This window comes from Spirillospora sp. NBC_01491 (assembly GCF_036227065.1).
In the GTDB taxonomy this organism is placed as follows: domain Bacteria; phylum Actinomycetota; class Actinomycetes; order Streptosporangiales; family Streptosporangiaceae; genus Spirillospora; species Spirillospora xylanilytica.
Genome location: NZ_CP109432.1, coordinates 2,738,072 through 2,763,443, shown reverse-complemented (window position 1 = coordinate 2,763,443; position 25,372 = coordinate 2,738,072). Strand labels below are relative to the sequence as shown.

The following is a 25,372-nucleotide window of genomic DNA, read 5'->3' as shown; positions in this document are numbered from 1 at the left end:
ACAATTCCGACAATTCGGTCTGCATTGGCCCGGTCGTGCGGCTCGTCCCGCAGAGGCCGCCGCGTCCACCCGGCGCGCACCGCCCGGTGCTTTCGCGCGGCTCGCGATGACGGGCGGGCCGCCGGTGCGGCCGGCCGCACCGCACGCCCGCCGCCCCGGTCCGGGTAGGATTCGCCCGCAGTGGTGTGCGGGCCGTAGCGGCCCAGACCCCGTAGGACGGGGCGCGCCCACCCCATTCCACCGGTAAGAGGAGAGAATCACCCGTGTCCGAGCGCACTCTTGTCCTGGTCAAGCCCGATGGCGTCCGCCGTGGCGTCGTCGGCGAGGTCATCTCCCGGATCGAGCGCAAGGGCCTGAAGCTCGCGGCGCTGGAACTGCGCACCCTGGCGCGGGAGACCGCCGAGGCGCACTACGAGGAGCACTCCAGCAAGCCCTTCTTCGGCGAGCTGGTCGAGTTCATCACCGGCGGCCCGCTGATCGCGATGGTCGTCGAGGGCCCCCGCGCCATCGAGGCGTTCCGCGCGCTGGCCGGCGCCACCGACCCGGTGAGCGCCACCCCCGGCACGATCCGCGGCGACCTCGCGCTGGAGATCGGCGAGAACATCGTGCACGGCTCCGACTCCACCTACTCGGCGGACCGCGAGATCAAGCTGTTCTTCCCCGACCTCGGCTGACCCCCTCCCCGGGGGCGCCCCCGGGGAGGATCACGCCGGCCCGCCCTGTGCGGGCAAGGTCGACACACGCGGGCCGGAGATCTCCGGCCCGCGTGTCTTTTAATCGAAACTTTCCTGGTCAGCCCCCATTATTTAGGCGACGCGCGGCGGGGGGGTACCTGCCCGGCCCGGCTCCGGCGCGTTACGATGGGGGCGCCGCTCTCCACGCCCGCGAATCATGAAGGGCTCCCTTTCTTCATGGGTAACAAGCTGTCGTTTCTTGGCCGTGACATGGCGGTCGATCTGGGCACCGCGAACACGCTGGTATACGTCCGCGGGCGCGGCATCGTCCTCAACGAACCCTCCGTCGTCGCGATCAACACCAACACCGGAAAGATCGTCGCGGTCGGCATCGAGGCCAAGCGGATGATCGGCCGCACCCCGGGCAACATCGTCGCCGTCCGCCCGCTGAAGGACGGCGTGATCGCCGACTTCGACGTGACCGAGCGGATGCTGCGCTACTTCATCCAGAAGGTGCACAAGCGCCGGCACTTCGCCAAGCCGCGCATCGTCGTGGCGGTGCCGAGCGGCATCACCGGGGTGGAGCAGCGCGCCGTCAAGGAGGCCGGATACCAGGCCGGCGCCCGCCGCGTCTACATCATCGAGGAGCCCATGGCCGCCGCGATCGGCGCCGGGCTGCCCGTCTACGAACCCACCGGCAACATGGTCGTCGACATAGGGGGCGGCACCACCGAGGTCGCCATCATCTCCCTCGGGGGCATCGTCACCAGCCAGTCCGTCCGGGTCGGCGGCGACGAGCTCGACCAGGCGGTCATCTCCTTCTCCAAGAAGGAGTACTCCCTGATGCTCGGGGAGCGCACCGCCGAGGAGATCAAGATGGCCATCGGCTCGGCGTTCCCCGCCGGCAAGGACGAGCCGCACGCCGAGATCCGCGGCCGTGACCTGGTCAGCGGGCTGCCCAAGACCGTGGTGATCTCCGCCGAGGAGGTCCGGCGCGCGATCGAGGAGCCGGTCAACGCGATCGTCGACGCGGTCAAGACCACGCTCGACAAGTGCCCGCCCGAGCTGTCCGGCGACATCATGGACCGCGGGATCGCCCTCACCGGCGGCGGCGCACTGCTCAAGAGCCTCGACGAGAGGCTCCGCGAGGAGACCGGCATGCCGATCCACCTCGTCGACAACCCCCTCGACTCGGTCGTGCTCGGCACCGGCAAGTGCGTCGAGGACTTCGAGTCGCTCCGGCAGGTCCTCGTACCGGAACGCAGGCACTGACCCCCTTCGGCCACAGCACGGGGCCGGCCGTTCGCGGTGAGACGCGGACCGGCCGGCCGATCCCCGGAGGTCTGGGGGTCGTGCCCCAGCGGAATCGGAGACGGGAGGTCAGCGGGTGAAGGACACCCGGCGCACCCGCGTGGTCCTCAGCGTGCTGCTGGTGACGGCGCTCGCGATGATCACCGCGGACTACCGCGGCGGCGACCACTCGCCGCTGGGCGGGCTGCGCGGCGTCGGCGCGGCGGTCTTCGGCCCGGTCGAGCGGGCCTCGGCGGCGGTGGTGCGGCCGGTCGGCAACACCCTCGACGCGATCACCGACGCGCCCGGCGAGCGGCGCCGGGCCGACCGGCTCCAACGCGACAACCAGCGGCTCCGCGAGCGGCTGCGGGCCGGCCACCTCGACCAGGACCGGTCCGCGCAGCTCACCCGGCTGCTCGGCACGGCGGGCACCGGCGGCTACCGGATCCGGGCCGCGCAGGTGATCTCCGCCGGGCAGGGCTTCGAGGACACCGTCACCATCGACGTGGGGAGCCGCTCCGGCGTCCGCCGCGACATGACGGTGATGAGCGCCGACGGGCTCGTCGGCCGGGTCACCCGGGTCGGGCCCGCCACCGCGACCGTGCTGCTGGCCACCGACGTCACCTCCTCGGTCGGCAGCCGGCTGGAGGACTCCAAGGAGATCGGGATCGTGCAGGGCCGGGGCCGCCGCGGCCTCGGCAACGGCGGGCGCACCCCGCTGCGGTTCCAGCTCCTCGACGCCAACGCGCCGATCCAGGTCGGGCAGCGGCTGGTCACGCTCGGCTCCCAGGGGGAGAGCCCCTACGTCCCGGGCGTGCCCGTCGGCGTGGTCGAGGAGATCGGGAACCCGGCCGGCGGGCTGACCCGCACCGCCTACGTCCGCCCGTTCGTGCGATTCACCAGCCTCGACGTCGTCGCCGTCGTGGTGGCGGCGCCCAAGACCGACCCGCGCGATGCCGTGCTGCCCCCCGCGCCGGCGAAGCCGAGCCCGTCCGCGAGCCCGAGGCCGTCCGGCCCGGCGGGCTCCCCGGCGAGCGGGAAGCCGGGCCGCACGGGCCGCCCGGCCCGCCCGACCACCGAACCGACCTCGGGGGACTGATGTGCTGAACGCTCCGGAGCCGTCCGCGGCCGGCCGCAACGCGCTGGCCGTCATCGTGATCGTCGTGGCGCTGGTCCTCCAGGTGTCGGTCGCCAACCGGCTGCCGCTGCCCGGCGAGGTGACGCCCGACCTGGTGCTGCTGGCCGTGGTCGCGCTGGCGCTGGTCAGCGGGTCGATGACCGGCATGGTCGCCGGGTTCTGCGCCGGCCTGGCCGCCGACATCATCCCGCCAGCCGACCACACCATCGGCCGCTACGCGCTGGTCTACTGCCTGATCGGGTACGTGTGCGGGCTGGCCTCGGCCGAGATGGACCGGCAGTCGCTGGTGCCGTTCTTCGCCGTCGCGGCGGGCGCGCTGGCCGGCACCGTCCTGTACGCGGCGACCGGGATGATGCTCGGCGACCCGCGGGCCACCTGGGGCACCGTCAGCGGCATGGTCCCGCTCCAGGTGCTGTACGACGTCATAGCCAGCCCGTTCGTCGTCTGGGCGGTGCTGCGCGTCACCCGCCGGTACGAACGCGGCGAGCGCTCCCGCGACCGCTTCGCGGTCCCCGCCGCCCGCTACCGTGCGATGTCGGGGCGGGGCGGCGGCCTGTGAACTCCAGGACCCACTTCCGACTCGTCGTCCTGTACGTCCTGGTCGCGGCGCTGCTGCTGGTGCTGGCCGGCCGGCTGTGGACGATGCAGGTCCTCGACGGCCGGCACTACCGGCAGGTCGCCGCCGACAACCGGACCCGCGACATCGTGGTGCCCGCCGTCCGCGGCGTGATCCTCGACGACCAGGGCCGCCTGCTGGTCCGCAACCGCACCGCGCTGGTGGTGTCGGTCGACCGCACCACGCTGTCGCGGCAGAAGGACGGCGGGAAGGCGGTGCTCGGCCGGCTCGCCCTGGTCCTCGGCACCGGCTACGACGACCTGTCGAAGAAGATCCGGCTGTGCGGGCCGGGCATCCAGCGCCCCTGCTGGCCGGGGTCGCCGTACCAGCCCATCCCGGTGGACGACCGCGTCAGCGCCAAGCGGGCGCTCCAGATCATGGAGCGGCAGGAGGACTTCCCGGGGGTCACCGCGGCGGTCCAGGCCGTCCGCGAGTACCCGCGGCCCGAGGGCGCCAGCGCGGCGCAGGCCCTGGGCTACCTCCAGCCGATCACCCAGGCCGAGCTCGACCAGCGCAAGGGCCTGAAGGTCACCGGCTACAGCGGCGTCGACCTGATCGGCCGCGACGGGCTGGAGGCGACCTACGACGCCGAGCTGCGCGGCGAGCCCGGCCTGCGCAAGGTGGTGGTCGACAGCCAGGGCCGGGTCACCGGCACCGCCCGGGACCGTCCGCCGACGCCCGGCGGCAACCTGGTCACCAGCATCGACGCCGGGGTGCAGGGCGCGGCCGAGAAGGCCCTGGAAAGCGCGATCAAGGACGCCCGGACGCGGGGCCGCAAGGCCGACGCCGGCTCGGCGGTCGTGATGGACGTGCAGACCGGGCGGCTGGTCGCGATGGCCAGCTACCCGAGCTACGACCCGAGCATCTGGACCGGCGGCATCTCCCAGGACGAGTACGACGCGCTGCTCGGCAAGAAGAAGGGCGAGCCGCTCATCTCCCGCGTCACCCAGGGGCAGTTCGCGCCCGGTTCGACCTTCAAGGTCTCCTCGGTGGCGGCCGCGGTCGGCGACGGCTACGACCTGCACGGCACCTACCCGTGCCCCGGCTCGTTCAACGTCGGCAGCCGCGCCTTCAAGAACTTCGAGGGCCAGGCGCACGGGCAGATGGACCTGCACCGGGCGCTGGTCGTCTCCTGCGACACCATCTTCTACAAGTTCGCCTACGAGCAGTGGCTGCGCGACGGCGGCACCAAGCCGAAGAAGAAGCCGTCCGACCCGATGGTGGCGATGGCGCGGCAGTGGGGGTTCGGCAGCCGCAGCGGCATCGACCTGCCGGGCGAGACCACCGGGCGGATCCCCGACCGCGGCTGGAAGCGGTCGTACTGGAACGCCACCCGGAAGGCCGCCTGCAAGGGCGCCAAGGACGGGCACCCCGACATCGCGCGGACCGACCCGGCGCGGGCCGCCTACCTCAAGGCGATCGACTCGGAGAACTGCGCCGAGGGCTACCTGTGGAGGGCCGGCGACGCGGCCAACCTGTCGGTCGGGCAGGGCGACGTGCTGGTGACACCGTTGCAGCTCACCCGTGCGTACGCGGCGGTGGCCAACGGCGGGCGGCTGGTGGTGCCGCGCGTCGGCACGGCCATCGCCCGGCCCGACGGCTCGGTGGCGCGCCGGATCGAGCCGCCCGAGGCCAAGCGGCTCCCGGTCGATCCCAAGGTGCTGGCCTACATCCGCGGCGGCCTCGCCGGGGTCCCCAAGTCGGGCACCGCGGCCGGCGCGTTCCGCGGCTTCGACTTCGGCAAGGTGGCGGTGGCGGGCAAGACCGGCACCGCCGAGGTCTACGGCAAGGACGACACCTCGTGGTTCGCCTCGTTCGCGCCCGCCGGGAAGCCGCGCTACGCGGTGGTGGCGATGATCTCGCAGGGCGGCACCGGCGGTGAGAGCGCCGCGCCCGCCGTCCGCGAGATCTACGAGGCGATGTACGGGCTGAAGGGCAAGAAGCCGATGCTCAAGGACGGCCGGCTGCCCGCGGCCCCGCCCGGGCAGCCGGGCGTCGCAGGTCCGGCCGGGCAGCCGGGCGTCGCCGGAGCGGCCCCGTGACCCGGGTGAGCGGGCCGATGAACCGGCGGGCGGCGGGCACCCTCGGCGGGTACGGCGAGCACGGGGTCTGGCAGCGGCGGGCGGCCGGGCTGCGCCGGCTCGACTGGATGCTGGTGCTGACCGTGCTGGCCCTGTCGGTGGGCGGCGCGTTCCTGGTCCGCTCGGCCACCTTCCAGATCCTGACCGACCAGGGCCAGGACCCCGAGGGCCTGCTCAAGCGGCACGTGCTCAACCTGCTCATCGGGTTCGGGCTCGGCGGGCTGGTCACCGTGCTCGACTACCGGCTGCTGCGCGCCTACGTCCCGATCCTGTACGGGCTGGCCTGCGCCGGGCTGCTGGCGGTGCTGACCCCGCTCGGCTCGACGATCAACGGCTCGCACTCGTGGATCGTGATCGGCGGCGGGTTCCAGGTGCAGCCCTCGGAGTTCGCCAAGGTCGGGCTGGTGGTGCTGCTGGCGATGCTGCTCGGCGAGCCGCGCGACGGCGAGGTCGGGCCGGGCCGCCGCGACGTGCTGCTGGCCCTCGCGCTGGCCGGGCTGCCGGCCGCGCTGATCATGCTCCAGCCCGACCTCGGCACCACCCTGGTCTTCACCGCCGTCGTGCTCGGCATGCTGGCCGTCTCCGGCGCCCGGAAGCGCTGGCTCGCCGGGCTGGTCGGCGGCGGCCTGCTCACCGCGTTCGCGGTGTGGTTCTTCGGCCTGCTCAAGCAGTACCAGATCGACCGGTTCACCGCGTTCATGGACCCGTCGGCCGATCCCCGCGGCGCCGGCTACAACGCCCAGCAGGCCCGCATCGCGATCGGGTCGGGCAACCTCTTCGGCAAGGGGCTGTTCCAGGGCGAGCAGACCGGCGGGCACTTCGTCCCCGAGCAGCAGACCGACTTCATCTTCACCGTCGCGGGCGAGGAGCTCGGCTTCGTCGGCGCGGCGGTGATCATCGTGCTGCTGGGCCTGGTGATGTGGCGCGGGCTGCGGATCGCCTCGCAGGCCGCCGACCTGTTCGGCACGCTGGTCGCCACGGGCGTGGTGTGCTGGCTGGCGTTCCAGACGTTCGAGAACATCGGGATGACGGTCGGGATCATGCCGATCACCGGGCTGCCGCTGCCGTTCGTGTCCTACGGCGGTTCGGCCACCTTCGCCAACATGATCGCCTTCGGGCTGCTCCAGGCCGTCCACGTCCGGCGCCGTACGTTCGACTGACGGCGTACGCTGGTGGATCCGCGCCACCGCACCCGCACCCGCACCCGCGGTACCCGCCGTCCCGGCGTCCACACCATCGGAGGACATCGCCATGCCTGTCGAGTCGATCTTCCCGCGCCTGGAGCCGCTGCTCCCGCGCGTGCAGAAGCCGATTCAGTACGTCGGCGGCGAGCTGAACTCCCAGGTCAAGGACTGGGACGCGGCCCGGGTCCGGTGGGCGCTGATGTACCCCGACGCCTACGAGGTGGGGCTGCCCAACCAGGGCGTCCAGATCCTCTACGAGATCCTCAACGAGCGCGAGGGGGTGCTGGCCGAGCGCACCTACTCGGTCTGGCCCGACCTCGAGGACGTCATGCGCGAGCACGGCATCCCGCAGTTCACCGTCGACGCGCACCGGCCGGTCGCCGCGTTCGACGTGCTGGGCCTGTCGTTCTCCACCGAGCTCGGCTACACCAACATGCTGACCGCCCTCGACCTGGCCGGCATCCCGCTGGTGGCGGCCGACCGGGGGGAGGAGCACCCGATCGTGCTGGCCGGCGGGCACGCCGCGTTCAACCCCGAGCCGATCGCCGACTTCCTCGACGCCGCCGTGCTCGGCGACGGCGAGGAGATCGCGCTGGCGATCACCGAGGTGATCGCCGAGTGGAAGGACGAGGGCCGCCCGGACGGCCGCGACGGGCTGCTGCTGCGGCTGGCCGCGTCCGGTGGCGTGTACGTGCCGAAGTTCTACGACGTGACCTACCTGCCCGACGGGCGGATCCAGCGGGTCGCGCCCAACCGGCCGGGCGTGCCGTGGCGGGTCGACAAGCACACCGTGATGGACCTGGACGCCTGGCCGTACCCGAAGAGGCCGCTGGTCCCGCTGGCCGAGACGGTGCACGAGCGGTTCAGCGTGGAGATCTTCCGCGGCTGCACCCGGGGCTGCCGGTTCTGCCAGGCCGGCATGATCACCCGTCCGGTCCGGGAGCGGTCGATCACCACCATCGGCGCCATGGTCGACCAGGGCCTCAAGGAGTCGGGCTTCCAGGAGGTCGGGCTGCTCAGCCTGTCCAGCGCCGACCACAGCGAGATCGGCGAGGTCGCCAAGGACCTGGCCGACCGCTACGAGGGCACCAACACCTCGCTGTCGCTGCCGTCCACCCGGGTCGACGCCTTCAACATCACCCTCGCCAACGAGTTCTCCCGGGGCGGACGCCGCTCCGGGCTGACGTTCGCGCCCGAGGGCGGCTCGGAGCGGATGCGCAAGGTGATCAACAAGATGGTCGGCGAGGACGACCTGATCCGGACCGTCACCACCGCCTACGAGAACGGCTGGCGCCAGGTCAAGCTCTACTTCATGTGCGGGCTGCCGACCGAGGAGGACGAGGACGTGCTGGCCATCGCCGGCATGGCCCGGCGGGTCATCCAGGCGGGCCGCGAGGCCACCGGCCGCCGCGACATCCGCTGCACCGTGTCCATCGGCGGGTTCGTGCCCAAGCCGCACACCCCGTTCCAGTGGGCCGCGCAGTGCGACCACGAGACCGTCGACCGCAGGCTGCGGGCGCTGAAGGACGTGCTGCGCTCCGACAAGGAGTACGGCCGCGCCATCGGCCTGCGCTACCACGACGGCCAGCCGTCGGTCATCGAGGGCCTGCTGTCGCGCGGCGACCGGCGGGTCGGCAAGGTCGTCCGGGCCGCCTGGGAGGACGGGGCCCGGTTCGACGGCTGGACCGAGCACTTCTCCTACGAGCGCTGGACGGCCGCGGCCGGCGCCGCGCTGGCCGGCGAGCCCGTCGATCTCGACTGGTACACCGTGCGCGAGCGCGACGAGGTCGAGGTGCTGCCTTGGGACCACCTCGACGCCGGCCTCGACCGCGAGTGGCTCTGGCAGGACTGGCAGGAGGCCGTCGACGGGACCGAGGTCGAGGACTGCCGCTGGACGCCCTGCTACGACTGCGGCGTCTGCCCGACCATGGGCACCGAGATCCAGATCGGGCCCACGGGAAAGCGGCTGCTGCCGCTCTCGGTGGTCTGAGCCGGGATATTCGAAAGTCGTCTCCGGGCGCCCCGGGCCATGGGCTCCGGGCTCTCCGGGGGTCCTTGCGGCGGTCCTGCCGGGCGCGAGGGGGTCGGGCGCACCGTACTCTATAGAGAGACGTTTTCGACTCGACACGAGTAGGAAGGACGAAAGCCCTGGCTCCCATGCCGGAGGGTCCAGCGCCGGCCCCCGTGACCCAGCGCCTGCGCGTTCGCTATGCGAAGCGCGGCAGGCTGCGGTTCACGAGCCACCGCGACATTTCCCGGGCCGTGGAACGCGCCGTCCGGCGCGCCGGGATCCCTGTCGCGTTCAGCGCCGGATTCACCCCGCACCCGAAGATCTCGTACGCGGGTGCGGCGGCGACAGGGGTGGCCAGTGAGGCCGAGTACCTCGAGATCGGGCTCATCGAGGCCCGCGACCCTGCGCGGGTGCGGTCCGATCTCGACGCGGCACTGCCCGCCGGTCTCGACATCGTCGATGTCGTGCCCGTACGGCAGGGACGCGAGGGCGACGCCCCGGTCAAGCCGGGCGCGTTCGCCGATCGGCTCGAGGCGTCCGAGTGGCGGATCCGGCTCGACGGGGTCGCCGAGCGCGACGCCGCCGCCGCCGTGGCCGCCTTCCTCGGCGCCGGGGCGATCGAGGTGGAACGCCTCACCAAGAAGGGGCGGCGCCGTTTCGACGTGCGCGCCGCGGTCAGCGCTCTCCAGGCAGAACCTGGTGAGCTGGACCGGCGTGCCGCGGAGGCGGCGGATGCCCCTTGTGCGATACTTCGAATGGTTGTTCGGCATACCACACCCGCCGTTCGACCCGACGACATCCTCACCGGACTGCGCCAGGTCGCCGACCTCGCGCCGCCGTCACCGCCTTTGGTGACCAGGCTGGCGCAGGGGCCCCTTGACGCGGACACCGGTGGACTCACGGATCCGCTGGATCCCGACCGGGCTCACCCCGGCCGGGTAACCGAGCAGCCGCCCGGCGACGACGCCGGAGCGGCCGGCGGTCCTGTGCTTCCGCAGTCAAGCGGGGCCGCGAGCGCGGATGTCGTCAGCGCCTGCTCGTAAGGGCCGAAGCCGTGGCAGCACGGAACCGGCCTCAGGGAACGACGGGCGCACCCCCGACGACTTCGTCGTCATCGCCGGACGACCGTCCGGCAGTGGCGACGCCGACGACTGACGGAGAGTTCCCGTGCGGCGCACCGCACCGGTCCGCCCCCTGGCGGAGCCGGCGGACGCGCCCGGGAACCTGACGGGAGATTGCCCGCATGCTAGAGAACGAAGCCGATTCGGCCGCGGCCGAAGGCACAGGAGACCAGGGTGCGCCGAGCGCGGGGACGACCTCGCGCCCGCGCCGCCGCGCCGCCAGCAGGCCCGCCGGCCCGCCGCCGGAGGTCGACGACACCCCCGCGGTGATCGCCACCCCGGCGCCCGCCGCGCAGGCACCCGCGCCCGCCACCACGGCGTCCGCGAACGCACCGGCCGAGGGCACGGCGTCCGAGGACACGGCGTCCAAGGGCACGGGGGCCCCGCAGGGGGCGTCCGGCGGCGAGAGCACGGCCGAGGAGGCCGCTGAGGCCGCGCCGCCCAAGAAGACCACCCGCACCAGGGCGGCCCGCACCACCACGGCCAAGACCAAGGCCGCCAAGACCACCAAGGCGGCCAAGGCGGCGGAGCCCGCCGAGCCCGCGCCCGAGCCCGCGGCCCAGCCGGCCGAGGAGCACGTGTCCGAGGCGCCCGCCGCCGAGCCCGCCGCGGAGGAGCCCGCGCGGACGACGCGCAGCCGCACCCGCAAGCGCGCCGCCACGACCGCGGGCGCCGACACGTCCGCCGGAACGGGGACCGGCGCCGCCGTGCCGCCCGTTCCCGAGGTGCCGGTCGCGCCGGGCAACGAGCCCGCGACCGGTGCGTCCGGCATCGCGAGCGACGCGCGGGTGTCGGAGGCCGAGCCCGCGAGCGGCGTGGGCGTGCCGTCGGTGACCTTCCAGCCGCCGATGGTGGTCTTCCAGCCGCCGCAGCCCTCGGCCGCACCCGCCGTCCGGCCCAAGGACGAGCCCAAGGCCGTCCCCGCCACCGGCCCCGAGGCCGAACCCGCGTCCGACGAGGACGCCCACGCCGACGAGGACGCCGACGAGGCGGCCCAGTCCGACGAGCGCGACGAGGACGACGAGTCCGGCGACCGGCCCTCCCGGCGGCGCCGCCGCCGCGGCGGCCGTGGTCGCGGCCGGGGCGGCAAGGAGGCCGGCGACGACGAGTCGGCCCATGACGACGAGGCCGACGAGGCCGCGGACGAGCCGGCCGACAAGCCCGACCGGGCCGAGCGGCAGGAACGGTCCGAGAAGCCCGCCAAGGGCGCCAAGGGCGCCAAGGCCCGGGGCGGCAAGGACGCCAAGAAGGACGCCAGGGACGAGCAGGCGGGCGACGGCGACCGCGACGACTCCGGCGACGACGACGAGAACGGCGACTCCGGCCCCGGCGGGTCGAGCCGCCGCCGGCGCCGCCGCCGGCGCCGGACCGGGGCCGACGGCGAGGGCGCCGAGGAGGTGCCGGCCAACACCGTGGTGCACGTGCGCGACTCGCGCACGGTCGAGGACGAGGTCCAGTCCGTCCGCGGCTCGACCCGGCTGGAGGCCAAGAAGCAGCGCCGCCGCGAGGGCCGCGAGCAGGGCCGGCGCCGTCCGCCGGTGATCACCGAGGCCGAGTTCCTGGCCCGCCGCGAGGCGGTCGACCGGGTCATGGTGGTCCGCCAGGAGGGCGAGCGCACCCAGATCGCCGTCCTCGAGGACGGCGTGCTGGTCGAGCACTACGTCAACCGCGCCACCCACCAGTCGTACGTGGGCAACGTCTACCTCGGCAAGGTGCAGAACGTGCTGCCCTCGATGGAGGCGGCGTTCGTCGACGTCGGCAAGGGCCGTAACGCGGTGCTGTACGCCGGCGAGGTCAACTGGGACGCCTCCGGGCTGGAGGGCCAGCCGCGCCGCATCGAGTCGGCGCTGAAGTCCGGCCAGTCGGTGCTGGTGCAGGTCACCAAGGACCCGCTCGGACACAAGGGCGCCCGGCTGACCAGCCAGGTCTCGCTGCCCGGCCGCTACCTGGTGTACGTCCCGGACGGCTCGATGACCGGCATCAGCCGCAAGCTCCCCGACAAGGAGCGCACCCGCCTCAAGCAGATCCTCAAGAAGGTGATGCCCGAGAACGCGGGCGTCATCGTGCGCACCGCCGCAGAGGGCGCCACCGAGGAGGAGCTGGCCCGCGACGTGTCCCGGCTGGCGGCCCAGTGGGACAGCATCCAGAAGAAGGTCAAGAACGCCTCCGCGCCGTCCCTGCTGTACGGCGAGCCCGACCTGACCATCCGGGTCGTCCGCGACATCTTCAACGAGGACTTCGGCAAGCTGGTGGTGTCCGGCGCCGAGGCGTGGGACACGGTCTCGGAGTACGTCGAGTACGTCGCGCCGCACCTGGCCGAGCGGGTCGAGCGCTGGGACGGCGACCAGGACGCGCTGACCGCGTTCCGGATCGACGAGCAGATCGCCAAGGCGCTCGACCGCAAGGTCTGGCTGCCGAGCGGCGGCTCGCTGGTCATCGACCGCACCGAGGCGATGACGGTCATCGACGTCAACACCGGCAAGTTCACCGGGCAGGGCGGCAACCTCGAGGAGACCGTCACCCGCAACAACCTGGAGGCGGCCGAGGAGATCGTCCGCCAGCTCCGGCTGCGCGACATCGGCGGCATCATCGTGATCGACTTCATCGACATGGTGCTGGAGAGCAACCGCGACCTGGTGCTGCGCCGCCTGGTCGAGTGCCTGTCGCGCGACCGCACCAAGCACCAGGTGGCCGAGGTCACCTCGCTGGGTCTGGTCCAGATGACCCGCAAGCGGGTCGGGCAGGGCCTGGTCGAGGCGTTCTCCGAGACCTGCGAGAGCTGCAACGGCCGCGGCATCCACGTGCACCTGACGCCGGTGGAGAACAAGCCGGAGAAGCCGTCCGGCAAGGACGCCGGCGGCCGTCGCCGCAAGCGCAAGGGCGAGGTCGAGAAGGCGGTCGAGGAGAAGCTGTCGCGCGACACGGGCGGCCGGGGACGCACCGAGACGGCCGAGCCGGTGGCCGCGTCCGCTCCCGAGCCCGCCCCCGCCAAGCCGCGGGTGAAGCGCGGCGCGGCCAAGCGGCAGGCCGGTCCGCCCGAGCCGCTGGAGCCCGAGCCCACCGAGGTGAAGGCGACCGAGGCGAAGACCGCCGAGGCGAAGGCGACCGAGGCGAAGGCGGCCGAGCCGGAGTCCGCTCCGGTCCCGGCGGACGAGCCCGAGAGCGGCGCCCAGGCGACCGTGGACGCGGCCGACGCCGCCGCCGAGGTGACGGACGCCGGTCCGGGCGTCCTCGACGCGGTCGAGCCGCTTCCCGCGGGCACGCCGGCACAGGACCACACCGGCTCGAACGGCGCCGCCGGGAACGGGACCGCGCCCGCGGGCACCGCCTCGGCGACGCAGGAGACCGGGGCCGAGGGCGAGGCCGAGACCGAGGGCGAGGCGGCCGGCAACGGGCGGCGCCGCCGCACCCGGCGGCCGCGGGCCGTCGCGCAGACGGCCGAGCAGGGCGCGTCGGGCGAGACCACGTCCGACTGACGAGGTCCAGGGCCGGATGCCCCGGCCGGCCGCCGTTCGCGAGCGGTCGGGGCATCCGGTATCCTTGAGCATCGGCGTGCGATGAGCGCGTCATCTGAACCTGCGTCCGTGGCCCCTTCGCCGGAGTCCGGGCGCGCCCCTCACCGATCCGGTGAGATCGAGCAGCTCGAGCAGAGAGCGCCGGGGGATCTCTCCTCCGGTGTGCCGCCCTCGGCCCCAGGGCCGGGGGTAGGCCCCCGTCCGGGGGCTGGTTACGACCACGTGCGGGACCGGTTCAGCCCGGAAGCGCGCGCATGACGAAGGGTTACCGCGGTGTACGCGATTGTCCGCGCAGGCGGCAGGCAGGAGAAGGTGGCCGTCGACGACGTGCTCACCGTCGACAAGCTGGCCGGTGAGGTCGGGTCGACCGTGACGTTCCCGGCCGTCCTCGTCGTGGACGGCGACAACGTCGTCAGCTCCACGGCCGACCTGTCGAGCTACCAGGTGACCGCCGAGATCCTCGGCGCGGTCAAGGGCCCCAAGATCCACATCATGCACTACCGGAACAAGACCGGGTACAAGCGGCGGATGGGACACCGTCAGCCCTACACCGAGGTCAAGATCACCGGAATCCAGGCCGGGAAGTAAGGGAGAGCGGTCACATGGCACACAAGAAGGGCGCATCGTCCAGCCGTAACGGTCGTGACTCCAACGCCCAGCGCCTGGGCGTCAAGCGTTTCGGCGGCCAGGTCGTGAAGGCCGGCGAGATCATCGTCCGCCAGCGCGGCACCCACTTCCACCCCGGCCCCGGCGTCGGCCGCGGCGGCGACGACACGCTGTTCGCGCTCGTCCCCGGTGCGGTCACGTTCTGCCGGTACCGCGGCCGGAACGCGGTGAGCATCACGTCGCCGGCGGAGTGATTCCGCCGTTGTAGCGAGTTCTTGACAAAGGGGCGGACCGTGTCGGTCCGCCCCTTTGCCCTGTTCAGGCAGGGCCGACAGCGAGGAGGGGCACCGTGGCCGCAGGAACCGGATCGGGCGCGCAGTTCGTGGACCGGGTGGTGCTGCACGTCGCCGCGGGCAACGGCGGGAACGGCTGCGCCTCCGTCCACCGCGAGAAGTTCAAGCCGCTGGGCGGCCCGGACGGCGCCAACGGCGGGCGCGGCGGCGACGTGATCCTGGAGGTGGACTCCAACTCGGCGAGCCTGCTGGAGTACCACCGCCGCCCGCACCGCAAGGCCGGCAACGGCAAGCAGGGGCAGGGCGGGCACCGCACCGGCGCCGACGGCGGCGACGTGCTGCTGCCCGTGCCCGACGGCACGATGGTCAAGTCGTCCAGCGGCGAGGTGCTCGCCGACATGGTCGGCGAGGGCACCCGCTACGTGGTCGCGCAGGGCGGCCGGGGCGGGCTCGGGAACGCCGCGCTGGCCTCCGCCAAGCGCAAGGCCCCGGGGTTCGCGCTGCTCGGCGAGGAGGGCGACTCCAGCGACGTGGTGCTGGAGCTCAAGAGCGTCGCCGACGTGGCGCTGGTCGGGTTCCCGAGCGCGGGCAAGTCGTCGCTGATCGCGGCACTGTCGGCGGCCAAGCCCAAGATCGCCGCCTACCCGTTCACCACGCTGGTGCCCAACCTCGGCGTGGTGAGCGCGGGGGAGACCACCTACACCATCGCCGACGTGCCGGGGCTGATCGAGGGCGCGAGTGACGGCAAGGGCCTCGGGCTGGAGTTCCTGCGGCACATCGAGCGGTCCTCCACGCTCGCGCACGTGCTCGACTGCGCGACCCTGGAGCCGGGCCGCGACCCGGTCAGCGACTTCGAGGTGATCGAGCGCGAGCTCCAGGCCTACGACCGGGTGCTGGGCGACCGGCCGCTGTCGGACCGGCCCCGGCTGGTGGTCCTCAACAAGGTCGACGTGCCGGACGCCCGCGACCTCGCCGAGCTGGTCCGGCCCGAGTTCGAGAAGCGCGGGTTCAAGGTCTATGAGGTGTCGGCCGCCAGCCACGAGGGGCTGCGCGAGCTGTCGTTCGCGATGGCCGAGATGGTCGCCGAGCACCGCGCCTCGCTGCCGGCGGTCGAGCCGACCAGGCTGGTCATCCGGCCCAAGCCGGTCGGCGGCGACGCCGAGTTCGAGGTCAGGTCCATGGGCGACAACACGTTCCTGATCACCGGGGCCAAGCCGGTCCGGTGGCTGCGGCAGACCGACTTCGCCAACGAGGAGGCGGTGGGCTACCTCGCCGACCGGCTGGCCCGGCTCGGCGTGGAGGAGGCGCTCGCCAAGGCGGGCGCCGACGCGGGCGCCACCGTCCTGATCGGCACCGCCGACGAGTCGATCGTCTTCGACTGGGAGCCCGAGGTCGCGTCCGGGTCCGGCGGTGTCGGACCGCGCGGCACCGACCGCCGCCTGGACGGATACCGCTGACCGCCCCCTGACCGACGGAGACACCCCCCATGGGCACCGAGCACGCGTCGATAGCCAAGGCTCGCCGGATCGTGGTCAAGGCCGGATCCTCCTCGCTCACCACCCCCCAGGGCGCGATCGCCGCCGACCGCATCGACGCGCTGGTGGACGTGCTGGCCGCCCGGCGCGCCGCCGGAACCGAGGTCGTCTTCGTCTCGTCCGGGGCGATCGCGGCCGGGCTGGGCCCGCTCGGGCTGAGCCGGCGGCCCCGCGACCTGGCGACCCAGCAGGCCGCGGCGAGCGTCGGGCAGGGGCTGCTGTTCGCCCGCTACACCTCCTCGTTCGCGCGGCACGGGGTGACCGTGGGGCAGGTGCTGCTGACCGCCGACGACATGATCCGCCGCACCCACCACCGCAACGCCAGCCGGGCGCTGGCCCAGCTCCTCGACCTCGGCGTGCTGCCGATCGTCAACGAGAACGACACGGTGGCCACCGACGAGATCCGGTTCGGTGACAACGACCGGCTGGCGGCGCTGGTCGCCCATCTGACCAGGGCCGACGCGCTGGTCCTGCTGTCCGACGTCGACGCGCTGTACACCGGCGACCCGCGCGACCCCGGCGCGCGCCGCATCGCGCACGTGCGCGGCCCGGCCGACCTGGAGGGGATCAGGCTGGGCGGCTCCGGCCGGGTCGGCACGGGCGGCATGGTCACCAAGGTCGAGGCGGCCCGCATCGCGGGCGTCCCGGTGGTGCTGACCGACGCCGCGTCCGCCTCCCGGGCGCTGGCCGGCGACGCCGTCGGCACGCTGTTCCATCCCGGCGACGGGCGGCGCCTGTCCACCCGGCACCTGTGGCTGGCGCACGCCACCACCGGGCAGGGCCGGGTGCTGCTCGACCCGGGCGCGGTCGAGGCGGTCGCCCGGCACCGCAAGTCGCTGCTGCCCGCCGGGGTGACCGGAGTGGAGGGCGACTTCGCCGCGGGCGACCCCGTCGACCTGTGCGGCGCCGATGGTTTGGTGGTCGCGCGCGGCCTGGTCAACTACGACGCGGGCGAGATCCCGGAGCTGATGGGCCGCTCCACCCGCTGGCTGGCCCGCGAGCTCGGCCCCGAGTACGAGCGCGAGATCATCCACCGCGACGATCTGGTGATCTTTACAGCCCACTGACGGAAGAGGAGCCGGTGATGAGCGAGACCGAGCGGGAGCGCGAGGAGTTCCTGCGGGTGGCCGAGCGCGGGCGGACGGCCGCCGGGGTCCTGGCCCCGCTGCCGAGGGCGGCCAAGGATCGGGCCCTGCACGCCGTCGCCGACGGCCTGCTCGCCGCCGCGCCCGAGATCGTCAAGGCCAACGAGGGCGACGTCGCGCGGGCCCGCGAGGCGGGCATCTCCGAGACGATGGTCGATCGGCTGAGCCTGACGGTGGAGCGGGTCGCCGCGATCGCCGAGGCCGTCCGCAAGGTCGCCGCGCTGCCCGACCCGGTGGGGGAGTCGGTGCGCGGCGGCGTGCTGCCGAACGGGCTCGACCTGCGCCAGGTCCGGGTGCCGCTCGGCGTGGTCGGGATCATCTACGAGGGCCGCCCGAACGTGACCGTCGACGCCGCGGCGCTGTGCCTCAAGAGCGGGAACGTGGCGCTGCTGCGCGGCTCGTCCTCGGCGTTCGAGTCCAACACCGTGCTGGTCCGGGTGATGCAGGCCGCGCTCCAGGGCACCGAGGTCCCGGCGGACGCGGTCCAGCTCGTCCCCGGTACCTCGCGCGACTCGGTGAAGCACCTGATGCGGGCCCGCGGGCTGGTCGACGTCCTGATCCCGCGCGGCGGCGCGTCGCTGATCGGCTCGGTCGTGCGGGAGTCCACCGTGCCGGTGATCGAGACCGGGGTCGGCAACTGCGCGGTGTACGTCGACGCCGCCGCCGACGTCGACATGGCGGTCGACATCCTGGTCAACGCCAAGACCCAGCGGCCGTCGGTGTGCAACGCCGCCGAGACGGTGCTGGTGCACGCCGGCATCGCCGGTGCGTTCCTGCCGCGCGCGCTGGAGGCGCTGCGCGCCAAGGGCGTCACGGTGCACGGCGACGACCGGGTCCGGGCGTTCGGCGACGACGTGGTGGCGGCGACCGAGGACGACTGGCGCGCCGAGTACCTGTCGCTCGACATCGCGGCCCGCGTGGTCGACTCCCTGGAGGACGCGGTCGCGCACATCCGCCGGTACGGGTCCGGGCACACCGAGGCGATCGTGACGACGTCCCAGCCCGCGGCCAAGCGGTTCGTGGCGCTGGTCGACTCCGCCGCGGTGATGGTCAACGCCTCGACCCGCTTCACCGACGGCGAGGAGTTCGGGTTCGGCGCCGAGATCGGGATCTCCACCCAGAAGCTGCACGCCCGCGGGCCGATGGGGCTGGCCGAGCTGACCTCGTCCAAGTACATCGTCACCGGCGAGGGCCACATCCGGACCTGAGCGGGGGCCGCGTCCGGGCCGGTGGCGTCCGGGGTGAGAAGAATGTGACACTGTGCTCATTGTTGTCACGTTGTCAGTGTGGTCTGATTCAGCACTGTGACCCCAGAGATCAGCCGTCGCCGCGTGCTGCGGAACGCCGCCCTCGGGGCGGGGATCGCCTCCACCGGCCTGGCCGCCCTCCCGGCGCGCCCGGCCTCCGCCGCGCCCCTCGCGCCCGCACGGCCGGGCCGGGCCGCCGGGCTGCGCGGCCCGGTCGCCGGCACCACGCTCGACCGGACGCTGCTGCTCGGCGGCCCGGGGGCCGGCGGGTACCGGCGCGTCGTCGCGGGGCCGGGCGAACCGCACCTGCTGCGCCGCGACCTCGGCGGCACCGCCGATCCGGGCCGCGCGGCCCGGCGGCGCGGCGTGCTCGCCTTCGGCCAGCTCACCGACGTGCACATCGTCGACGCCCAGTCGCCGGCCCGGGTGGAGTTCCTCGACCGGTTCAAGGACGCGCTGTCGGTCCTGCCCGTGGAGGGCGCCTACCGCCCGCACGAGATCCTCACCACCCAGGTCGCCGAGGCGATGGTCCGGGCGATCAACCGGGTCGGCCGCGGCCCCGCGACCGGGCTCGGCCTCGCGTTCACCATCAACACCGGCGACGCGGCCGACAACGTCCAGTACAACGAGCTGCGCTGGATCATCGACCTGCTCGACGGCGGCCGGGTCCGGCCCGACTCGGGCGACCCCGCCCGGTACGAGGGCGTGATGGACCGGGCCGCCTACGACCAGCGGTTCTGGCACCCGGACGGGCCGCCGCAGGGCGCGCAGCCCGACGTGGCCCTCGCCCAGTACGGCTTCCCGCGGGTCAAGGGGCTGCTCGACGCCGCCCGCAAGCCGTTCCAGGCCGCCGGGCTCCGCAGCCCGTGGCTCGCGGTCTTCGGCAACCACGACGGCCTCATCCAGGGCAACCTGCCCGTCAACCCGCTGGTCGGCACGCTGGCGACCGGCGGCATCAAGATCGGCGCCCCGGCCGACGACGCGCAGGCCGAGCGGCTGGCCCGGATGCTCCGCGACGGCAACGCCGTCGAGCTCGTCGCGCTCAGCCGCGAGAGCGGCGCCGGCGGCGGGCTGTTCCGGCAGGTCACCCCCGATCCGGCGCGCCGGATGCTGTCGCGCGCCGAGGTCGTCCGCGAGCACTTCACCACCGCCACCGCGCTCCGCGGCCACGGCTTCACCCAGGCCAACCTGCGCGAGGGCACCGCCTACTACGCGTTCGACCGGGGCATCGTGCGCGGGCTGGCGCTCGACACGGTCAACCCCAACGGCTACTCGGAGGGCTCGTTCGACCGGGCCCAGTTCCGGTGGCTGGAGGCGCAGCTCGAGGCGGGCAGCCGCCGCTACACCGGCGCCGACGGCGAGCCGGTCGCGCACGACGTCCAGGACCGGCTGTTCGTGCTGTTCAGCCACCACCCGATCGCGTCGCTGTCGAACCCGCTCGGCGGCGACCGGGTGCTCGGCGACGAGGTCAAGGCGCTGCTGCTGCGCTTCCCCAACGTCGTGCTGTGGGTCAACGGCCATACGCACCGCAACGAGGTCGTCCCGCACCCCCGCGAGGGCAGGGGCGGCTTCTGGGAGGTCAACACCGCCTCGCACATCGACTTCCCGCAGCAGAGCCGGATCGTGGAGCTGGCCGACAACGGCGACGGCACGCTGTCGGTCTTCGCGACCGTCCTCGACTCCGCCGGACCCGAGTCGTTCGGCGGGGCCGTCGGCGACCCCGTCCGGCTGGCCGCGCTCTCCCGCGAGCTGGCCGGCAACGACTGGCAGGAACGCGAGGAGGAGCGGCGCGGCAAGCCCGAGGACCGCAACGTCGAGCTGCTGGTCCCCGCCCCGTTCTGAGCCTGTCCGAGTCCGGTTCCGAGCGCGGAGCCGAACCGTCCCGACTCCGTCCCGACTCCGTCCCGACTCCGTCCCGACTCCGTCCCGAGTTCGGTCCGAGGTCCATCCCGGAGCCGGGCATGGGAAGGGCCGCCGCGTCCGTGGCGCGACGGCCCTGATCCTGCTCCCGGCCGGCCCTCGTGCGCGCCGGGTCGCGGTCCCTAGTTGGCGCGGTCGGTCGGCCCGTTGTCGCGCCGGTTGAACCGGTCGAACAGCCCGCCCGCCGCCGAGGTCGCCGCGTCGGCCACGTCGCGGATCTTCCCGACGAACGGGTCCGCGGTCCGCTCCCACGACTCGCGGTACGCGCCGGCCGCGTTGCGGATCTCGTCGGTGACCGAGGCGCTGTCGTCGTCGTCGCGGCGCGGGTAGTCGCCGGCGAGGATCCGCTGGTACTCGCCGCTGTGCGCCCACCGGTCGATCTCGGCGAACCGGATCACCGCGTACGGGTGCGACTGCGGCAGCAGGTTGAGGAACTTCAGCAGCCCGTCGCGCACGTCGCCGGCCGCGTCGTACTCGCGGGCCTGCTCCAGGAACGCCTCCTGGCTCATCTCGGTCAGCCGGGTGCCGCCGGCCAGCTTCATCATCGTGCGCTTGGCCGCGTCGAGGTCCTGGCCGGCCAGCAGCCCGGCCCGGTCCGAGGACAGCTCGGCCTTGCGGAACCACTCCCGCAGCCCGATGATGATCGCCGCGATGCCGATGTTGCCCAGTGGCAGCCAGGCCAGCCGCGACCCGAGCTGCACCAGGATCTGCATCATCGTCTGGTAGACCGCGTGGCCGGACAGGATGTGCCCGACCTCGTGCGCGATGACGAACCGCAGCTCCTGCTCGTCGAGCAGGTCGACCAGCCCCGTGTTGACCACAATGAACGGCTGGTCGGAGCCCAGCGCCATCGCGTTCGGCGTCGGGTCCTGCCGCACGTACACCTCGGGGACCTCCTTGAGGTCCAGGATGTAGGCGGCGTCGCGCACCATGTCGTACACGTGGCGGAACTGGTCCTCGCCGGCCCGCACGCTGCCGCCGAGGAAGGTCAGCCGGAGGGCCCGCTCGTTGAAGAGGCCCGACATCTTGCGCAGGACGACGTCGAACCCCGACAGCGAGCGCAGCGCCACCAGCGCCGACCGGTCCGCCGGGTGTTCGTAGGCCCGGGAACTGATCCCGGGGAAGCGCGTCCGTGCTCTGTCCGGTGTGTTCTCCGTCATGTCTGGCATGGTAGTTCCGACGAACCGCCCCGCCGTAGGGTTCCCCGCCGCGGGGCCGCGTCCGGCACCGGCCGGGCCTCTCACGCCGGGGTTGCGCGCGGGTGCGGTGCGGGGGTGTACTTCGGCGACCGGGTGAGCGGCTGCGCGGCCGGGCGCTCCGCTCGGACTGCGCGGGAGGCGGGCGATGTTCGATCCCAAGGCCGAGGCCATGCCGCTGGACGAGCGGGCCGTTCTCCAGCGCGACCGGTTGCGGCGCCTGGTCGACCGGCTGATCGCGGCGGACGGCGTGCAGGGGCGGCGGCTCAAAGAGGCCGGGGTCGAAAGCGGCGCCGGTCTGGAGCTCACCGATCTGGGCGGGCTGCCCTTCACCACCAAGCGCGACCTCTGGGACGCGTACCCGTTCGGGATGCTCGCCGTCCCCCGTGAGCAGATCGCGGCCGTGCACGGGTCCTCGGGCACGCGGGGGAGACCCACGCTCGTCGCCTACACCCGCGCCGATCTGGACCTGTGGGCGGCGATGTGCGCGCGGTCGCTCTCGTGCGTGGGCGCGGGGCCGGGCAGCGTCGTCCACAACGCGTACGGGTACGGGCTGTTCACCGGCGGGATCGGCATCCACCAGGGGGCGGTGGCGCTGGGTGCGACCGTGGTCCCGATGTCGGGCGGGATGACCGGGCGCCAGGTCCGGATGCTCGCCGATCTGGGGGCCGACATCCTGACCTGCACGCCCGCGTACGCGCTCCGGCTCGGTGAGGCGGCGGCGGAGGCCGGCGTCGCGCTGCCCGCGCTCAGGGCCGGCGTGCTCGGCGCCGAACCGTGGACGGATGAGCTGCGCGCCGCCATCGAGCGGGTCCTGCCGATCAAGGCCGTCGACATCTACGGCCTGTCGGAGGTGATCGGGCCGGGCGTGGCCACCGAGTGCCTGGAGCAGGACGGGCTGCACGTCAACGAGGACCACTTCGTCGTCGAGGCCGTCGACCCGGCCACCGGCGTCCCGGTGGCGGACGGCGTCCCCGGCGAGCTGGTCTTCACCACCCCGACCAAGCAGGCGCTGCCGCTGCTGCGCTACCGGACCGGCGACATCGCCTCGCTCGACCGGGCGGAGTGCCCCTGCGGGCGGACCCTGGTGCGGATGGGCAAGGTCCTCGGGCGGGCCGACGACATGCTGGTGATCCGGGGCGTCAACGTGTATCCGAGCGAGGTCGAACGGGTCCTGCTGGGATCCGGCCTGATCGCGCCGCACTACCAGCTCGTCGTGGACCGGCGGCGCCCCGCCGCCCGGCTCCTGGCCGCCTGCGAGGCCGCGCCCGGCGGCGGCGCCCCGGCGGACCTCCAGGAGAGGCTGGCCCGCGCGCTGCGCGAGTCGCTGGGGCTGGCCGCCGAGATCCGGGTCCTGCCGGACGGCACCGTGCCGCGCGCGGAGGTCGGCAAGGCGGTACGGGTGGTGTCCTGGGAGTCGGGCGAGCCGCCCGTGCCGGGCCTGCGCTGAGGCCGCCAGGGGCCGGGCGCCGGACGGGGAGGGGCTGCCGGTCGGAGCACTCCGGCCGCTGGCTATTCTCGTCGGCATGACGCAAAAGCGGCGTTTGGGGATCATGGGCGGCACCTTCGACCCGATCCACCATGGTCACCTGGTGGCCGCGAGCGAGGTCGCCCACTTCTTCTCCCTGGACGAGGTGGTGTTCGTGCCCACCGGCCTGTCGTCCCACAAGGGGGAGCGCAAGGTCGCCGCCGCCGAGGACCGCTACCTGATGGCGGTGATCGCGACGGCGTCCAACCCCCGGTTCTCGGTCAGCCGGATCGACATCGACCGGCCCGGCCCGACCTACACCGTCGACACCCTGCGCGACGTCCGCGACCTGCACGGCCCCGACTCCGACTACTTCTTCATCACTGGCGCCGACGCCCTAGAGCAGATGCTGACCTGGCACGACACCGACGAGCTGTTCGAGCTCGCGCACTTCGTCGGGGTCACCAGGCCCGGCCACCGGCTGGCCGACCCCGGCCTGCCGAACGGGCGGGTCAGCCTGATGGAGGTCCCCGCGCTGTCGATCTCGTCCACCGAGTGCCGCGACCGGGTCCGCGAGGGCGAGCCGATCTGGTACCTGGTCCCGGACGGGATCGTCCAGTACATCAACAAGCGCGGCCTCTACCGGGCACCCGAAGGCTGAGCCCGTCCGCCCCCCGCCCACGGCCCCGCGCCCGGTTCCGGCCCCTGGCCGCGGCCGTCTGCGCCCGCCCGCCCGCGCCCGCGCGGGCGCGAGTTCCCGCTCGGCGCCATACCCTGGACGTGAGGGCCCGCCGCGGGCCGAACCGGTCGCGGCGGCGTTGTATCGACGAGGAGGCCGGGCTTCGCCACCCGTGAGATGGTTGGCGGGACCCGACCCCTACAGGGAGGATCGCGAGCGCATCGTGACCGCATCCGATAGGGCCGTACAGCTGGTCCGGATCGCCGCGGAGGCGGCGGGCGACAAGCTGGCCGATGACATTCTTGCCTATGACGTGAGCGAGCAGCTCGTCATCACCGACGCGTTCGTGCTCTGCTCGGCGTCCAACGAGCGCCAGGTCCGGGCCATCGTCGACGAGGTCGAGCGGCGGCTCCGCGAGGAGGCGGGCGCCAAGCCCGTCCGCCGCGAGGGCGAGCGCGAGGGCCGCTGGGTGCTGCTCGACTACGCCGAGATCATCGTGCACGTCCAGCACGAGGAGGACCGCATGTTCTACGCGCTCGAACGGCTCTGGAAGGACTGTCCGCTGATCGGGCTGCCCGAGGGCGTCCACGCGCACCGGGACCGGCCCGCCCGCGCCGGGAGCCCGAGTGAGTGAGACCCGCACCGTCCGCGAGCCGGGCAAGCGGCGGCTGGTGCTGTGGCGGCACGGGCAGACCGCCTGGAACGTCGAGCGCCGCTTCCAGGGCAAGACCGACATCCCGCTGGACGAGACCGGTGTCCGCCAGGCGCGGGACGCGGCCCGGCTGCTGACCGGGCTGCGCCCCACCGCGCTGCTCGCCTCCCCGCTCCAGCGCGCCGCCGACACCGCGGCGGCCCTCGCCGGGCTCACCGGGCTGCCGGTGCGGCACGACGCCGACCTGATCGAGCGGGACGGCGGCGCCTGGGAGGGCCTCACCGACCGGGAGATCCGCGAGCGCTACCCGGCCGAGCGCGCCATCTGGCAGCCGCCCGGCGGCGAGACCAGCGCCCAGGTCGCCAAGCGCGTCGGCACGGCCCTGGAACGCGGCCTGGACGCGCTTCCGCCGACCGGCCTGCTGGTGGTCGCCTCGCACGGCGCCGCGCTCAGGCTCGGGATGTCGCACCTGCTCGGGCTGCCCGAGGAGGTCTGGGAGCGGCTCGGCGGGCTGTCCAACTGCTGCTGGTCGGTCCTGGCCGAGATGCGCGACGGCGGCTGGCGGCTGGTCGAGCACAACGCCGGCACGCTTCCCGAGCCCGTCCTCGGCGACGACCGCACCGACAACGGCGCCTGAGCGCATCCGGCCGACGTCCGGCGGGCGTCCGGCACGGGCGTCCGGCCGACGTCCGAACGGCGCCTCCGGGTCGTCCGGGGCCGCGAGGGCCGCCGGGGCTGTCCGGGGGCGCCGCAATCGATTCGAGTACGCGGCCGGTGTCCTATACACTGGCTGAGCGCTGCGGGATGAGAGTCCACGCAGTAGCGCGGGGCTATGGCGCAGTTGGTAGCGCGCCTCCATGGCATGGAGGAGGTCTGGGGTTCGAATCCCCATAGCTCCACTCGAGATCGCGCGTACGTCAGGGGCACCGCCGTCAAGGCGGTGCCCCTGACGCGTTTCCACCCTCCGCCGGCCATTGCGGGCCGGGCCCGCTGCGAGTGAT

At 73.5% G+C, this 25,372-nt stretch carries 20 protein-coding genes and 1 tRNA gene; 20 read left to right on the top strand and 1 reads right to left on the bottom strand.

Going from position 1 to position 25,372, the window contains the following annotated elements; genetic code table 11:
• Nucleotides 1-263: 263 nt before the first annotated feature.
• From ndk to OHA34_RS12880, 15 genes are all read left to right on the top strand, one after another.
• Nucleotides 264-674 carry a nucleoside-diphosphate kinase gene (gene ndk / locus OHA34_RS12950; RefSeq protein ID WP_285944411.1) on the top strand — a complete coding sequence of 137 codons (411 nt, stop codon included), beginning with the start codon at nt 264-266 and terminating at the stop codon, nt 672-674.
• Between the two features lie 237 nt (nt 675-911).
• Nucleotides 912-1,946 carry a rod shape-determining protein gene (locus OHA34_RS12945; protein ID WP_285944412.1) on the top strand — a complete coding sequence of 345 codons (1,035 nt, stop codon included), beginning with the start codon at nt 912-914 and terminating at the stop codon, nt 1,944-1,946.
• 115 nt (nt 1,947-2,061) lie between these two features.
• Nucleotides 2,062-3,063, top strand: coding sequence for a rod shape-determining protein MreC (mreC, locus tag OHA34_RS12940; protein ID WP_285944413.1), 1,002 nt, complete (start codon nt 2,062-2,064; stop codon nt 3,061-3,063).
• Between the two features lies 1 nt (nt 3,064).
• Nucleotides 3,065-3,661, top strand: a complete 597-nt coding sequence (mreD, locus tag OHA34_RS12935; RefSeq protein WP_285944414.1) for a rod shape-determining protein MreD — start codon at nt 3,065-3,067, stop codon at nt 3,659-3,661.
• Nucleotides 3,658-5,760 carry a penicillin-binding protein 2 gene (gene mrdA, locus OHA34_RS12930; RefSeq protein ID WP_329521716.1) on the top strand — a complete coding sequence of 701 codons (2,103 nt, stop codon included), beginning with the start codon at nt 3,658-3,660 and terminating at the stop codon, nt 5,758-5,760. The genes mreD and mrdA overlap by 4 nt, the downstream gene beginning before the upstream one ends.
• Complete coding sequence (rodA, locus tag OHA34_RS12925) at nt 5,757-6,959, top strand: rod shape-determining protein RodA (RefSeq protein WP_329521715.1); 1,203 nt, start codon at nt 5,757-5,759, stop codon at nt 6,957-6,959. The genes mrdA and rodA overlap by 4 nt, the downstream gene beginning before the upstream one ends.
• Before the next feature lie 91 nt (nt 6,960-7,050).
• Nucleotides 7,051-8,973 (top strand): TIGR03960 family B12-binding radical SAM protein, encoded by a 1,923-nt coding sequence (locus tag OHA34_RS12920; RefSeq protein WP_285944416.1) that lies wholly within the window; start codon nt 7,051-7,053, stop codon nt 8,971-8,973.
• Between the two features lie 167 nt (nt 8,974-9,140).
• Nucleotides 9,141-10,037 carry a TIGR03936 family radical SAM-associated protein gene (locus OHA34_RS12915; protein ID WP_285944417.1) on the top strand — a complete coding sequence of 299 codons (897 nt, stop codon included), beginning with the start codon at nt 9,141-9,143 and terminating at the stop codon, nt 10,035-10,037.
• 200 nt (nt 10,038-10,237) lie between these two features.
• Nucleotides 10,238-13,591 (top strand): Rne/Rng family ribonuclease, encoded by a 3,354-nt coding sequence (locus OHA34_RS12910; protein WP_329521714.1) that lies wholly within the window; start codon nt 10,238-10,240, stop codon nt 13,589-13,591.
• A gap of 312 nt (nt 13,592-13,903) precedes the next feature.
• Nucleotides 13,904-14,218, top strand: a complete 315-nt coding sequence (gene rplU / locus OHA34_RS12905; protein WP_285944419.1) for a 50S ribosomal protein L21 — start codon at nt 13,904-13,906, stop codon at nt 14,216-14,218.
• A gap of 14 nt (nt 14,219-14,232) precedes the next feature.
• The gene (gene rpmA / locus OHA34_RS12900) at nt 14,233-14,490 is read left to right on the top strand and encodes a 50S ribosomal protein L27 (protein WP_285944420.1); all 258 of its coding nucleotides are present in this window, start codon (nt 14,233-14,235) and stop codon (nt 14,488-14,490) included.
• A 95-nt stretch (nt 14,491-14,585) separates the two neighbouring features.
• Nucleotides 14,586-15,986 (top strand): GTPase ObgE, encoded by a 1,401-nt coding sequence (gene obgE, locus OHA34_RS12895; RefSeq protein ID WP_285944421.1) that lies wholly within the window; start codon nt 14,586-14,588, stop codon nt 15,984-15,986.
• Nucleotides 15,987-16,015: 29 nt separating this feature from the next.
• Nucleotides 16,016-17,131, top strand: coding sequence for a glutamate 5-kinase (proB, locus tag OHA34_RS12890; protein ID WP_285944422.1), 1,116 nt, complete (start codon nt 16,016-16,018; stop codon nt 17,129-17,131).
• A gap of 17 nt (nt 17,132-17,148) precedes the next feature.
• Nucleotides 17,149-18,417: a glutamate-5-semialdehyde dehydrogenase gene (locus OHA34_RS12885; RefSeq protein WP_285944423.1), complete on the top strand. Its 1,269-nt coding sequence runs from the start codon at nt 17,149-17,151 to the stop codon at nt 18,415-18,417.
• Between the two features lie 96 nt (nt 18,418-18,513).
• Nucleotides 18,514-20,298, top strand: coding sequence for a TIGR03767 family metallophosphoesterase (locus OHA34_RS12880; RefSeq protein ID WP_285944424.1), 1,785 nt, complete (start codon nt 18,514-18,516; stop codon nt 20,296-20,298).
• A gap of 200 nt (nt 20,299-20,498) precedes the next feature.
• Here OHA34_RS12880 and OHA34_RS12875 read toward each other — a convergent pair whose 3' ends face one another.
• Nucleotides 20,499-21,536 (bottom strand): M48 family metallopeptidase, encoded by a 1,038-nt coding sequence (locus OHA34_RS12875; RefSeq protein ID WP_285944425.1) that lies wholly within the window; start codon nt 21,534-21,536, stop codon nt 20,499-20,501.
• Nucleotides 21,537-21,720: 184 nt separating this feature from the next.
• On the opposite strand from OHA34_RS12875, the gene OHA34_RS12870 reads away from it, so the two are divergent.
• From OHA34_RS12870 to OHA34_RS12850, 5 genes are all read left to right on the top strand, one after another.
• Nucleotides 21,721-23,022, top strand: a complete 1,302-nt coding sequence (locus tag OHA34_RS12870) for a phenylacetate--CoA ligase family protein (protein WP_329521713.1) — start codon at nt 21,721-21,723, stop codon at nt 23,020-23,022.
• Nucleotides 23,023-23,098: 76 nt separating this feature from the next.
• Complete coding sequence (nadD, locus tag OHA34_RS12865) at nt 23,099-23,701, top strand: nicotinate-nucleotide adenylyltransferase (RefSeq protein ID WP_285944427.1); 603 nt, start codon at nt 23,099-23,101, stop codon at nt 23,699-23,701.
• A 241-nt stretch (nt 23,702-23,942) separates the two neighbouring features.
• Nucleotides 23,943-24,353: a ribosome silencing factor gene (gene rsfS, locus OHA34_RS12860; RefSeq protein WP_285944428.1), complete on the top strand. Its 411-nt coding sequence runs from the start codon at nt 23,943-23,945 to the stop codon at nt 24,351-24,353.
• Complete coding sequence (locus OHA34_RS12855; RefSeq protein WP_285944429.1) at nt 24,346-25,008, top strand: histidine phosphatase family protein; 663 nt, start codon at nt 24,346-24,348, stop codon at nt 25,006-25,008. Before rsfS ends, OHA34_RS12855 begins: the two co-directional genes overlap by 8 nt.
• Before the next feature lie 189 nt (nt 25,009-25,197).
• Nucleotides 25,198-25,270: transfer RNA gene (locus OHA34_RS12850), tRNA-Ala, on the top strand.
• Nucleotides 25,271-25,372: the final 102 nt, after the last annotated feature.